The sequence below is a fragment of the Flavihumibacter cheonanensis genome (assembly GCF_022352215.1).
Classification (GTDB): domain Bacteria; phylum Bacteroidota; class Bacteroidia; order Chitinophagales; family Chitinophagaceae; genus Flavihumibacter; species Flavihumibacter cheonanensis.
This window is the reverse complement of the sequence record NZ_JAKRWF010000002.1, coordinates 913899-927775: the sequence shown is the minus strand read 5'-3', so window position 1 is coordinate 927775 and position 13877 is coordinate 913899. Positions and strand designations below refer to the sequence as shown.

Annotated in this window: 13 protein-coding genes; 4 read left to right on the top strand and 9 right to left on the bottom strand. The window is 42.0% G+C overall.

What is annotated here, in order from left to right; translation table 11 throughout:
• Window positions 1-6: 6 nt before the first annotated feature.
• On the bottom strand, window positions 7-798 hold the full coding sequence (locus tag MD536_RS13350) for a carbohydrate-binding family 9-like protein (protein ID WP_239600852.1): 792 nt from the start codon (window positions 796-798) through the stop codon (window positions 7-9).
• A gap of 157 nt (window positions 799-955) precedes the next feature.
• Here MD536_RS13350 and MD536_RS13345 point away from each other — a divergent pair, with 157 nt between their 5' ends.
• From MD536_RS13345 to MD536_RS13335, 3 genes are all read left to right on the top strand, one after another.
• Window positions 956-1426, top strand: a complete 471-nt coding sequence (locus MD536_RS13345) for a PAS domain-containing protein (RefSeq protein WP_239600850.1) — start codon at window positions 956-958, stop codon at window positions 1424-1426.
• A 256-nt stretch (window positions 1427-1682) separates the two neighbouring features.
• The gene (locus MD536_RS13340; protein WP_239600846.1) at window positions 1683-2606 is read left to right on the top strand and encodes a sugar phosphate isomerase/epimerase family protein; all 924 of its coding nucleotides are present in this window, start codon (window positions 1683-1685) and stop codon (window positions 2604-2606) included.
• Between the two features lie 18 nt (window positions 2607-2624).
• A complete protein-coding gene (locus MD536_RS13335) occupies window positions 2625-4322 on the top strand; it encodes a GMC oxidoreductase (RefSeq protein ID WP_239600844.1) in 1698 nt (565 codons plus the stop codon).
• On the opposite strand, the gene MD536_RS13330 is transcribed toward MD536_RS13335, so the two are convergent.
• From MD536_RS13330 to MD536_RS13295, 8 genes are all read right to left on the bottom strand, one after another.
• Window positions 4319-5431, bottom strand: a complete 1113-nt coding sequence (locus MD536_RS13330; RefSeq protein ID WP_239600842.1) for a glycoside hydrolase family 26 protein — start codon at window positions 5429-5431, stop codon at window positions 4319-4321. The genes MD536_RS13335 and MD536_RS13330 overlap by 4 nt on opposite strands.
• Complete coding sequence (locus tag MD536_RS13325) at window positions 5428-5619, bottom strand: hypothetical protein (RefSeq protein WP_239600841.1); 192 nt, start codon at window positions 5617-5619, stop codon at window positions 5428-5430. The genes MD536_RS13330 and MD536_RS13325 overlap by 4 nt, the downstream gene beginning before the upstream one ends.
• Window positions 5620-5639: 20 nt before the next feature.
• The gene (locus tag MD536_RS13320; RefSeq protein WP_239600839.1) at window positions 5640-6626 is read right to left on the bottom strand and encodes a sterol desaturase family protein; all 987 of its coding nucleotides are present in this window, start codon (window positions 6624-6626) and stop codon (window positions 5640-5642) included.
• A gap of 60 nt (window positions 6627-6686) precedes the next feature.
• Window positions 6687-6902 (bottom strand): hypothetical protein, encoded by a 216-nt coding sequence (locus MD536_RS13315; protein WP_239600831.1) that lies wholly within the window; start codon window positions 6900-6902, stop codon window positions 6687-6689.
• A gap of 173 nt (window positions 6903-7075) precedes the next feature.
• The gene (locus tag MD536_RS13310) at window positions 7076-7840 is read right to left on the bottom strand and encodes a glycerophosphodiester phosphodiesterase (RefSeq protein WP_239600824.1); all 765 of its coding nucleotides are present in this window, start codon (window positions 7838-7840) and stop codon (window positions 7076-7078) included.
• A 29-nt stretch (window positions 7841-7869) separates the two neighbouring features.
• Entirely contained in the window at window positions 7870-10023 is a 2154-nt protein-coding gene (locus tag MD536_RS13305) for a cation:proton antiporter (RefSeq protein ID WP_239600823.1), read from the bottom strand.
• 12 nt (window positions 10024-10035) lie between these two features.
• Window positions 10036-10728 (bottom strand): response regulator transcription factor, encoded by a 693-nt coding sequence (locus MD536_RS13300; RefSeq protein ID WP_239600821.1) that lies wholly within the window; start codon window positions 10726-10728, stop codon window positions 10036-10038.
• A complete protein-coding gene (locus MD536_RS13295; protein WP_239600819.1) occupies window positions 10721-11803 on the bottom strand; it encodes a sensor histidine kinase in 1083 nt (360 codons plus the stop codon). Before MD536_RS13295 ends, MD536_RS13300 begins: the two co-directional genes overlap by 8 nt.
• 109 nt (window positions 11804-11912) lie before the next feature.
• On the opposite strand from MD536_RS13295, the gene MD536_RS13290 reads away from it, so the two are divergent.
• Window positions 11913-13877, top strand: coding sequence for a KUP/HAK/KT family potassium transporter (locus MD536_RS13290; protein WP_239600817.1), 1965 nt, complete (start codon window positions 11913-11915; stop codon window positions 13875-13877).

The window sequence follows — 13877 nt, the reverse complement described above, 5'->3', positions numbered from 1 at the left end:
GTTAGTTCATTTTTTCCTGAATGTAATGTATCCCCAATGTTCAGGAACATGCATATCAATTAATCCCTGCGGAGACCATACCCAGTTATCTTCGCGAAGCCGCTTACCATTCGGTCCCACCCTTCTTTTATAGGATTGTCCATCCATGTCCATGGTCCACTGCACTCTTGAAAAATTGATTCTCCAGGTAGCGCCGGGTTGAGGTTGTGAAATACGGCCCGGACGTTCCAGATCCTTATAGGGAATCGCCATTTCAACTATCCAGCCTTTATCAATATCACGGTTATCATTAAGCGTACCTTTAAGTTGTACTGCAGATAACAATCGATCCGAGTTCCAGCCCATCACCATAGGTCCGCCTTTTTTATAAGGCTTGGTCATGAACAGGTCCATGATCGTACCTAATGCATTGATTTCATATTCGAAGTATTGTTCCTGGTCGTTATTAGGATCCAGAAATACTTCAAAATCGTGATCGTTGAAAATGATAGCATCCCGATCAGTAAGTGTAGCCCAGAGATGAGGTTCTTCCATTTCAGCAAGGATATACAGGTACTGTTCATCCCACAGCATTTTAACACGGGTTTTAAACCTTGGAACCGGCTTTCTGCTGCCTTCAATATCCTGGAAATAACTGGTCCACGCAGCTTTTTTCCAGGCCTTATCTACTTTCCCATCAATCTGAATTTTGTGCTGAGTTTTCAGCACATCATAGCGCTTGGGTAATGAGTCTGCCGACGATTCAGTTTGACAAATACTACCCAGTGCCAATCCACATATTGTAATAAGATCAACCATACTTTTCTAGTGACGGAAATAGAATTTGTGTAACATTTCCATTTGATAAATCAGTAATATGAAACAAAGCTATAAGGCTTTAGCAGTTCTGACTTCTTATTATTCAACAAATGATGCAATTCAATGAACCTTACCGTAGATTCATTAAAAGTTTTATATGTCGCATCCATTGCTTTGTTGGGATATCATACTGGAAGGCAGAAGCAGAAGAGAAGAATTCAGCAAGGATATCTCTTATTTGAACCGGTTGCAGGAGTCGGGCTATTGGAAATATTCTCCTGGCAGGTCGCTCGATAATGCATTGGTATGGGAAAATAAAACGATACTGGTTACCAGTGCAGATCTGAAGATTCTGTTTGCCAGTAAAAATATTGAACGCATGAATGGATATCAACCCTGTGAAGTAATAGGAAAATCACCGAAACTATTCCAGGGGCCGGCTACACAGCTAGGCAGCAGGCTGATGATCCGGAATGCACTGACTGAAATGAAGCCCTTCAACTGCACCATTCTGAATTACCGAAAGGACGGAACCCTCTACAATTGCCTGATTGAGGGCTATCCTGTGGTGAATGAAGCAGGCAGATTAACCAACTATGTTGCCATTGAAGAAGAAATCGAAATATAGTTAATCCTGTTTAAGATCATCAGGGTCCCCGGTTTCTTTATGGCTTTCGCGATGAGGAAAATCCCTGTTCAGCCGGTTACTTAATTTCCTCTTTTCCTTACGATTGACCCTCCAGGTCCATATTAAAAAAACCAATACTGCGATTGCAAGAAGTGTATAAATAAACGCATCCATAGACGTTGCTTTCAGGTAATCTACCATCCCAATATTACCTGAATATTACCGCTAATTCCCTGCTATTTATTATCTTTTCGACATGCAAGCGAAATCAACCCGTTCACGCAGGGAATTTATACAGACAAGTTCGGTTTTGCTGGGAGGTCTTTTATATCTTCCTGCATTCGCAAAAACCGGATATGCTCCTAAACTAAGTTTCTCAACACTTGGTTGCCCCGACTGGAACTTTGACAAGATCACGCAATTCGCAGCCGAACATGGCTATAAAGGATTGGAGATAAGAGGAATTCAGCGTGAACTTGATTTAGTGAAATCGTCCATATTCAATTCTACAACGGCCAGGTCACTAACCATGGCGCGCATGAAGGAAAAAGGATTGCGTTTTGTTGGATTAGGATCTTCCTCTACCCTGCATTTTAAGGAAGCAGTAAAAAGAAAGGAACAGCTGGAGGATGGCAAACGTTTTATTGATCTTGCTGAGCAACTGAAATGCCCCTATGTAAGGGTGTTCCCTAATAATTTTCCGAAAGAACAGTCGAAAGAAGAAACCATGGATCTGATTAAAGCAGGATTGCTTGAATTATCTGCACACGCCAAAGGATCAGGTGTGGAAGTATTGATGGAAACACATGGCGACCTTGTTTATCTGGCAGACCTCGAAAAGATCATGAAAGAAGTAAATAGTCCGAAAATCGGTTTGATCTGGGATATTTCAAACATGTGGACGGTAACCGGTGAAGCCCCCGCCAAAGTTTATCCGGCATTGAAAAAATACATCCGGCATGTGCATGTAAAGGATGCCATAAAGGAAGAGGGAAAACTTCGGTATACTTTTTTAGGAAAGGGGCAGGTTCCCATATTTGAAGGAATCGACCTGCTGGCCAGGGATAACTATAAAGGCTTTTATAGTTTTGAATGGGAGAAATTATGGCATCCAGAAATTGCCGAGCCAGAACTGGCGCTGGCAGATTATCCCAAAGCAATGAAAGCACATTTTGCATAATCTATCCAATATTGAAAAATGCCTGGAGATTCCGTTTACTTAAATACCAAAGTTGTACGTCAGAATACTTATGATGCCATCGTTGTTGGATCCGGCGTCAGCGGAGGGTGGGCCGCAAAAGAATTATGTGAAAAAGGTTTACGCGTGCTCTTACTGGAAAGAGGCGGACCGGTTCAGCATCCCAGTTATCCAACTTCGTTGATGCATCCCTGGGAGTTTGAACACCGCAACAGTTTATGTAAAGCCGACCGGGAAAAATATCCCATTCAAACCAGGCATTATTCCATCAATGAAGACAACAAACATTTCTATACAAAGGACCTGGAAAATCCGTATGAAGAATTAAAACGGTACGACTGGATCAGGGCGGATGTGCTGGGAGGCCGTTCCCTTCTATGGGCAAGAGCCTGCTACCGCTGGAGTGATCTTGATTTTGAAGCGAACCTCAAAGATGGTTATGGGATAGACTGGCCAATCCGTTATAAAGACCTGGCGCCCTGGTATGATTATGTTGAAACATTTGCAGGCATCAGTGGGAACAGAGATGGTATCCCACATTTACCCGACGGGGTCTTTCAACCTCCTTTCGAAATGAATTGTGTGGAAAAGGACTTTACCGCAAAAATTGCCAAAGCCTATTCCACCCGGCAGGTTATCATTGGAAGATCCGCTAACCTAACTGCGCCGCTCAAGGGAAGAGGTGTATGTCAGTCGCGAAGTCTGTGTCACAGAGGTTGTCCTTTTGGTGCCTATTTCAGTTCGAATTCCAGCACACTTCCTGCAGCCATGGAAACAGGAAGATTAACCATCCGAACACATGCTTTGGTGAACAGGGTACTCTTCGATGAGCAAAAAGGAATGGCAACCGGCGTTGAGATCATTGATACGGAAACAAAACAAACAGAAGAGTACTTTTCAAAGCTTTTATTCATTAATGCATCTACGATTGGCACAACAGCAATCCTGTTAAATTCTGTCTCCAATCGTTTCCCGAATGGTTTGGGAAATGACAGTGGACAACTCGGACTGAACCTGATGGATCATCATAAAGGGCTGGTGATAGCAGCCGATGTTGACGGATTTGAAGACCGTTATTACAAGGGAAGAAGGCCTACCAATATGTATATACCCAGATTCCGGAATGCTACTGAGGCAACCAGCGATTTTTTAAGAGGGTATCATTTTGGCGGAGGCGCCTATCGCACACGTGGGCAGGCAGATGGTATTGGTGAAGAGTTAAAAGAAAACATGAGTGAAGCTGGTCCCTGGAAGATCAGCATCTATCATTTTGGTGAATGTCTTCCTTACCAGGAAAATAAAATGAGCCTGCATCCGGATAAAAAAGATCCGTTTGGAAGACCTATCATCCAGTTTGATGCACAGTTCCGGGACAATGAAAAACGCATGTTTGAAGATGCTGCTAAAACCGGAGTGGAATTGTTTGAAAAAGCCGGCTATAAAAATATCACAATGAGTGGAAAGATGTCATTCCCGGGAAATGCCAATCATGAAATGGGTACAGCGCGTATGGGGCATGATCCAAAAACCTCTGTACTGAATGCTTTCAATCAATTGCATGCGGTGAAAAATGTATTTGTAACAGATGGGGCCTGTATGACATCCGGATCTTGTGTTAACCCATCCATTACCTATATGGCATTAACCGCAAGAGCATGTGACTATGCTGTTCAGGAAATGAAAAAAGGTAATATCTAATCCGTATATAAAGCGGGTAAATCTTTTTCAAAAATCGTAACAGGCACTTGGTAAAACCGAATAAAATCGGGTTCACTAACCTGGCCTGGAAAGGGGGCATAATAATGTGTTGGACTTATTTTATCATTTCGCCATACCAGTACATAAGATAAACGCAAGCCTGGTGTTGTAATCGTTTTTAATAACACTTCTGTCCACCAATTTGGGTTTGGAATGGATTCAAGTCCGGTTTCTGTAAGAGCCGCCAGCTTGCCGGACTTGTTGGCATAAGCCTGGACGATCTGTAATTTTTTTAGTGCAGCGGGAAGATTATATTTTCCATCCCGACCAAAATCGGCATAGTTATCCATGCCTACCATATCAACAAAATCGTCACCAGGGTATCGCTCCAGAAATTCGGATTCAGATTGAAAAGTACAATCCGGTGAAAAGGCATAGAGCAACTGATGAATATTCATTGAATCACGCATATAGGTGACTGTGAATCTCCAGAGCGTCTTTATTTCATCCGGACTGCAATGCTTTTTCCCCCACCAGAACCAGCTACCATCCAGTTCATGGAAGGGCCGGAAGATCATTGGAATAGGTTCACCGTCAGCACCCTTAACCGTATGCAAAAAATCAGCTATTCTTCTGAGAATACTTTTATATGTATCATGTGCTGCAGCGCCTGGGATCATTTCTCTTACGGAAGCCTTTGATACGCCTTCTTTCCAATAAAATCCACCTCCCGAAAGCGGGTTGTTGAAATGCCAGGAAACGGTAATGAGTCCGCCTCGTTTATACGTTTCCGTTATTACCTTTCGCAGGTGGCTTTCTTCCTGCTTTATCAGGCTGTCTGGCCGGCCTGATAAACCACTGAAATCGATACCAATTACGGCAGGATGAGAGCCTGTAATAGATTTCACATCCGATCGATCAGCGTCTCCACTCCAGCCATGACCATATTCAGTAGCATGCTGATGCCCGAACAGGATACCCTTTTCAGTTAACTGATGGAGGTTACAATAAAGCGCCCTGGTTTCTTTGGTAGCTTTCGTGTCAATCGGTACAGGTTCACCTGCATAAGAAGAAAGACCCGCAAGTAGGATAAATAATAAAAATTTCATTCGAGTAAAAAGTAAAGTCCGATTAAAGCAAGAATGATTGCAATAGAAGTAAGGCCATACAAAAAGATACCATAGAATTCAGGAATGGGGTTGATCAGGCTCAATACACAACTGATGAAACCGGTGAATGCTCCAATGACCATAAGGAGAATTCCATTGAATTGGCGTTTGGCAAGATTGGCAGGCATAGCAATGGTATTTAGGTTGTTCACTTATTTTCCTGAAGTTGTTGTTTCATAACATGTGCAGTTTTATGTTCTCCGGTATGACTCCAGCCTGGTGGCATAACCAGGTATAAAAATTTATTCTTAATGCCTGGGGCATGATACACATCTTTTGCGAGTGCTATGATTTCACCAAAATAGGCATCCAGAAAATTATTGGGTTTGATATCACGTGTGATGCCATATTGAATAGCTATATTTTCTTTCTGTGGTTGATAGGTTTTAAATACCCTATCCCAGATATTAAGCAGGTTACAAAAATTGGTATCCATGTATTCAACATTTTTTGCATGGTGAACCCTGTGATGGGAAGGAGTTAGAATCCATTGACCTAGTTTTCCCATATCCCCTTTTTTCATTACTGACTCACCCACATGTATAAACGCACCCCAGGTGCCATCAATAAACATGATGACAAATAACATAGGAGGAGGAACACCTAATAAAATACAGATCGTTGTTCGAATCAGATCAGCATAGGGAGCTTCAAGGAAAAAATGCGCATGCGTTACTCCGAGATGCATGGTCTCAGGAGCATGGTGTGTGGAATGCAGGCACCAGAGCAGCCGTACTTTATGTCCCAGATAGTGATAGACAAAGTGCGCCAGTTCCCAGATAATATATCCATAAATAAACCAATACCATGTAAATGGAAGGGTGAACAGTGCTTTATCTTCCAGCCATCCGATCACCAGGAAGGTCATCCCTATGGCAATAAATCTTCCCAGGAAGGCATTCAATACATAAGAAAAGAAAGGAATTTTGTAAGATATGACACTGAACTTTTTGTAAAAAATTCCTCTTACTAATTCCAGGATCAGGATAATAGGAATGACAGGAGAGATAAAAGCAGCAATGCCTTCAAAGGTTCTGAGTTTGCTATAATCTCCCTCAGTAATCAGTTGAATCAGTGCATCAAAACCAAAAAAGGAACGAAATTGTTCCCAAACAGCAAGCAGGAAGTCCATCATGGAGTAAACAGGTTATTCCCCTAATTTACTCCAAGTTTTTGAACCTTCCTAGATCCGGGATTATTTAAAAAGTCGCGGATCAAAGAGGCAATGCGGGCCAGCGAAATAATTGCCTACAAAGGCTTTACGCTGAAATTCCGGAATGGAAACCGGTTCGTTTTCAACTGCTTCCGTTTCCTGAACAGCAGGATTAACAACTTCGGTTGTTTTTTTGGCAGCCGGATAGGCTACATACATTTTCTTCCAAGAGGGCATAGGTAATGACTGGTTCTTCATACACTTCATTTTCGTTACTAAATCGACCAGCGGGCACAAAAAATGCCTGCTAGATGCAGGCAATCGTATTATTTAATGAATACAAAGATACACAAGTAATTGAATCTTGCCAATTAGTACTACTAATTTAACAATTTGGCAAAATTCAAGATCTGAAAATCAATGAATTGCTTTTAGTTTACGAATTCCTTAAATGCCGAATCAAGCTGAAAGGTTTTAACGCCGGAGCTGAGCAGTGTTGCTGCCTGGACTTTCATTTTATCCTTTGCTTCGGCTGAATTGGGATTCCGATGATTTAATACACCCACCACCAGGATTCCCTGCTTTTCGGCCCATGTTACATCCGCTTTGGATATTTGAGAGGAGAACAGGTAATAATGTGCGGGATTGAAATCCGGTCGCTGTTGATACTCCTCCAGTTGTTTGCGTGTGCAACTCAGTTTGACCTTACCACGGAAAAATTCTGTTGATTCATCCGTGCCAATCATAAGAGCTGATTCCCGAAGCTTGTATTTGTCGAGCAGGGTTAATACCTGCTGAAAAACTGCTTCGTCAAATCCCTGGATTTTATTATCAATCATTACCTTCACCTTATCCTTACAATGCTGAAGTACTTCTTCGAATTGCAGCACACGGGTACCGGCGCTTGAACGAAGTTTTTGTATTGATGACCAATTCATGGAAGTCACCTGGCTGTCAACATCAAAATAACGTTTAAAATTCCTGTCGTGCTGTGTAATCAGGACACTGTCTGCAGTAATGCGCAGGTCAATTTCTACCATCCAATAGCCCTGGTCAATTGCTTTTTGTAAAGCCGGCAGGCTATTTTCAGGGGAGCTACCCTCGACTACCCCTCCCCTATGGGCAATCAGTCGATAGGATTGCGAATAAAGGTTGCTGCCCACAAAAAGGCTAATAGCTAATAACCAGAGTTTCATTTGAAGTTGCTTTACCTGAAGATATTACTTTAATCCCCCTTTCCGCCTTTAAAGATATTTCCAATTTCGCGACCGATTTTCTGGATCTTTTCAATCCCTTTATTGAGTGTTTCCGGATTAATGTCTTCGTATTCCTCAAATTTATGGTCGGTATCATACTGGCTTGGATATACCATCAGTTTAGAGTTGGCGCTAAAATATTTATCCAGTTTTATAAGTAAACTATCAAAAACAGGATCATACGATATAGATCCTTTTCTTCCTGAGAAAAAGACAATCATGTCCTCCGCCTGGATTGATCTGGATAAAACCAGAAAGTCTTCCCAGTCGTTAAACTGATTAAAATTCATCGTTCCTGTTTTGGATTTTTGCAGGTAGAGGTTGATATCCCGCTGAGACCGGGCATTGGAGTAACATAATACAGGAATAGATAATTCCTTGGACAGGCGCATAATGATATCAAGGCAGGTATAGAACCCTTTTTCCATTTCCACCAGCGGGGGACAAAATATCAAAACCCTTTTATGTGTGATCAGTACTTTTTGAATATTTGAAATCAGGATATTCCTATCCAGTCCTGATAGAATATTCTCTGTAGTCTCCCCAAAGAATTTTTCCAGCAGTGTATTTTTTTCCGGCCAGTTCAGGACTACAACACTTGCCATAATCTCTTTAGAAGTACGGATGATACCACTGTTTACATTGTGATCAATAGAGGCAATCACATTCAGATTCGTATCCGTAGCTGCAGCAATCTGGTAGGATTTTCCCAATTTTTTGCGTGCAATTGCCAGGTTGTTCTCTGCCTCTTCGTTGTTAGGCACAACAGACAAAACAGTTATGGGATGGGGTGATTTTTTATCCTTGAACAGAATTGCCAGTTCCAGCATGGATTCAATCTTATCAGGCTCTTCAATCGGAAGCAGGATATGTTCAGTATCAGCCAGGCTGTTCTTATCCATTCCCATTACCGCATCTTCGTCCATCACCAGTTTTTTGGCAGCATTTTCCGTTGCAAAGGAGGCAACCAAACAGGTAATAAGAATAAGGATAATAGTGCCGTTCAAAATATTTTCATCGAGAATTCCTTCTCTGAATCCAATGAGAATAATAGCGAGGGTGGCTGCAGCATGTGCAGAACTTAATCCAAAAATAAGCTGGCGCTCTGCAGTTTTGTACTTAAATAATACTTGTGAAATATAGGCTGCCAGCCATTTACCCAGCAATGCAGTAATCGTCAGAACCGCAGCAACAAAGAGTGCTGTATAGCCATTAAATACAACCCGTACATCCACCAGCATACCTACACTGATCAGGAAGAAGGGAATAAAGATGGCATTGCCGATGAATTCAATCCGGTTCATCAGTGCGGAAGAATGAGGTATCAGTTTGTTCAGTGCCAATCCGGCAACGAAGGCGCCAATAATGGGCTCCACTCCTGCTACTTCTGCCAGGAAAGCGGCAAAGAACACCACTGATAAAACAAAAATATAGTGGGATGTCTTTTCACTTTCCAGTTTGCGAAAAAACCAACGGGCGATTCTTGGAATCAGGAAGAACATGATGGCTGAGAAGATCGCCAGTGAAGTGCCAAGCCGGATCCAGAATTCCTGGTTAAGGTTTCCTTTGTTAGCACCCAAAATTACAGCCAGGATAATCAGCACTGCCGTATCCGTTAAGATTGTGCCACCAACAGCAATCGCAACTGCAGATTGTTTGGAAATTCCAAAACGTGTAACAATCGGATAGGCAACCAGGGTATGGGTTGCAAACATACTGGCAGTCAGAAAACTGGCATTGGCATCATACCCAAGTATATACAGACAAACAGGGTAACCGATTGAAAGAGGAATAAAAAACGTTAAGGCTCCAAAAATAAAACTCCGGTTTTTATGCTTTTTAAATTCGTTCAGATCAAGTTCCAGCCCGGCTATAAACATGATATACAATAACCCGATGGTAGAAAACAGATCGATGGCTGAATTTTTTTCGAGGATGTTTAACCCATACGGACCAATCACCACACCTGAAATAATCAATCCTATAATACCAGGTATATTGAGTTTACGAAGCAGAATGGGTGAAAGCAGGATGATAAGGAGAAGCAGTGAAAATATTAAAACAGGATTAGATAGTGGCCGATGAAATTCCGCCAACAACTCCCTCCAGAAAGCTTCCTGCATAGATAAGCACAATTATTCTTCAAACATACCTAAAAAACGGTAGCCAACACCCGACTCAGTATGGATGTAAACCGGTTCGTTTGGATTGGGTTCCAGTTTCTTTCTTAACTGGGCGATGAAAACCCTGAGGTATTGGGCCTGGTTGATAAAGCCGGGTCCCCATACGGTTCTAAGTAAAAAAGCATGCGTTAATACCTTTCCTTCATTTTTTGCCAGTAATAATAAAAGATTGTACTCCGTGGTGGTTAGTTTCACCAGTTCCCCGTCGCGTTTAACTGTTCGTTCATCCAGGTTGATTTCGATCCCGGAAAATCTCAGGATTGGCTGATAGTCTTCTGTTATAACTGAACGAAGCGCAGCCCTGATTCTTGCCAGCAATTCGCCGGTTCTGAAAGGCTTGGAAAGATAATCATTCGCCCCTGCATCCAATGCCCGGATGATTTCATCTTCGGCTTTTAACACACTAATGATAATAATTGGATTGGTGTACCAGGATCGTAATGCTGCAAGTACTTCCTGTCCAGCCATATCCGGTAAGCCAAGATCCAGCAGGATCAGATCCGGTGGATGATTTTCTGCCATTACCAATCCTTCTTTCCCCTTTTTAGCCAGCTGAACCAGGTAATTATTCGACTGTAAGGTAATTTCCAGCATCGTTCTCAATGCAGGCTCATCCTCTATAATAAGTATGCGAACCTTATTCATTTGACGACATTTTCGCTGCAGCAACAGCAGGTAACTTAATAATAAAAAGGGCACCCCCAAGGGTACTGTCTGTAAGTAAAACTTCACCCCCCATTGCCTCTGTAAATCCTTTTACTATTGAAAGTCCTAAGCCGGTTCCGGTTCCTTTGGTTCCGGTTATCTGGTAAAACCGGTCAAATACTTTTTGCTGCTCTTCCATCGGAAAGCCAGCACCACTATCTTCCACCCTGCATTCGAGCCAACCACTGTTATAGGTACACGATACAATCACGTTGGTTCGTTCTGGTGTGTGCACCAATGCATTGGACAGCAGGTTAAATAAAATCTGCTCCAGCATGCCCTTATCCAACTGAACAAAGGGTAAATCTTTTGCCAACCTCAATTCAATTCGTTTATTCGTTCCTGTTTCCTGCACTTTTTTAACCAAACCATAAAATAGCTCAAACAAATCGACCCAGTCCGGTTTTGGTTTTAATTGTCCGGATTGAATCCTCGACATATTCAACAGGTTTTCTACCTGTAGATTGAGTCGTTCCGCAGCATGACTGATCTCCTGCAACAGAGTTGATTTGTTTTCCGGACTCAGGGTATCCTTATTGTCCAAAAGGTTATCTGTAGCACCTATAATAGTAGCGATTGGTGTTCTTAATTCATGTGAAAGTGAGTTGAGGATAGTGTTATAGAGATGAATCTCTCTTGCTTTTTCAGCTCTTTGTCGTGCAAGTAATTCCACCTGCCGGATTCTGTACGTAAGTACGGCATTAATGAGAACGATGATGAAATACATCAGCAGCAACACCATGTCTTCCGGGTTGGTAACAGCATAGGTGAAGCGGGGAGGAATAAACAGCACATCCCATAATAAGGCAGAAAGTAATGCTGCCAGTAAAACAGGCTTGATATCAAAACTAACAGCAGCCAGTGAAACAGTTACCAACAGGAGAAATGCAACGATGTGATAATCGATCAGGCTGGAAAAAATAAAGCAGCTCCCTGCAACCATCAAAACAGCTCCAACACTATAGAGGTATTGATAGGTTCGATTAATCCGGTATAACTGGAACAGGGAGATCATGAGCAAAAGTACAGGCCTCGTATAAAGATTTTATAAAGATTTTTAAGAAGGTCTCTTTGAATCTTTGAAACCTTTTACTGCTAATTACTTTTACACCTTATTCTTAAATATGGGATCACACCAGAAACTCAGCGCAGCGGGTATTTTAATCGCCCTGGGTATTATTTACGGCGACATCGGAACATCTCCCTTATATGTATTAAACGCCATTACAAGCGGGAAGCAAATTACAGAAGAGTTGGTAGTAGGTGCGCTCTCGCTTATCATCTGGACCCTAACATTGCAAACCACTTTTAAATATGTAGTATTAACACTGCAGGCAGATAACCGGGGTGAAGGTGGTGTATTCTCCCTGTTTGCACTGGTAAGACGCAGACGAAAATGGTTGGTCATTCCGGCTATGATCGGAGGTGCTGCTCTGCTGGCAGATGGAATGATTACGCCTCCGATATCTGTAACTTCTGCTATAGAAGGATTAAAGCAGGTGCCTGCTTTCTCCAGTATTTCCCAAACCACCATCATTTATATTGTAATTGGCATTCTTACCGTCTTATTTTTTCTTCAGCAATTCGGAACTGCCTTTATTGGAAAATTCTTTGGACCTGTGATGTCTGTATGGTTTGTCATGCTCGCCATTTTAGGGATTCTTCATTTTACGGATGAGTGGGTAGTATTTAAAGCCTTCAATCCCTATTATGGTATTCATCTGTTGATGACCTATCCAAAAGGCTTTTATATTCTTGGAGGTGTATTTCTCTGTACAACCGGGGCAGAAGCTTTGTACTCAGATCTCGGGCATTGCGGCAAATGGAATATCCGGTATTCCTGGATCCTGGTGAAATCCTGCCTGATCCTTAATTACCTCGGCCAGGGCGCCTGGCTTTTATCCAATCATAAAGGATCGGTAATAACTACTGGCATGCTGGAAACTGGCTTTAATCCCTTTTATGGTGTTATGCCAGGATGGTTTCTCTATTTCGGAATTACCATTGCAACGGCGGCAGCCATCATTGCGAGCCAGGCCCTTATATCGGGATCATTTACCCTGATCAGTGAATCCATGCGATTGAATTTATGGCCAAAATTTAAAATTGTATATCCAACGGAAGCAAGGGGACAACTCTTTATCCCTGCCATCAATCTTTTACTGTTCGCCGGCTGTATCGGAATTGTGCTTTACTTTAAAAAAGCTTCCAATATGGAAGCTGCATATGGCCTGGCAATTACACTTTGTATGATTGCCACTTCCATTCTGTTTGCCAACTATCTTGTTCAGAAAAGGGTAAAGCCGGTGCTTATTTATTTATATCTCATAGTATACCTGAGCATTGAAGTTTCCTTTTTATGGGCCAATATGGAGAAGTTTACACATGGCGGATATGTAACACTTATTGTAGGGGGTGGCTTATTCTTCATCATGTACGACTGGTTTCGAGCTCGCAAGATTAAAAACAGGTATGTGGAATTTGTTCGCCTGGATCTATACGTACCACAAATTCAGGAGTTGAGCAATGATAAAACGGTTCCCAGGTATGCTACGCATCTCGTTTATATGACCAGCGCAGATAATGAAAAGGAAATCGAACATAAAATCATTTATTCCATCCTGTTTAAGAAACCCAAGCGGGCCGATATCTATTGGTTTGTACATGTGGATACGTTGGATGATCCTTATACATCCGAGTATAAGGTAACCCATATCATTCCAAATGATATAATTCGTATCGATTTTCGATTAGGCTTTCGCGTTGAACCCAGAATTGATCTATTCTTCCGGAAGGTTGTAGAAGACCTGGTCATAAATCATGAAGTAAATGTAACCAGTCGCTATGAAAGCCTGGGCAAAAACAATATAGTGGGTGATTTCCAGTTTATCGTAATGGAGAAATACCTGAGCCAGGATAATGAATTAAGTTTTTGGGAAAAGATCGTCATGAAATTTCATTTTCTCCTCAAAGAAATCAGCCTTTCGGAAGAAAAGGGATTCGGATTGGATCCCGGCAAAGTGGTAACTGAAAAGTTCCCCCTCATTGTGGCGCCGGTGGATATAAAAATCAAAAGGATACAGGAGTAA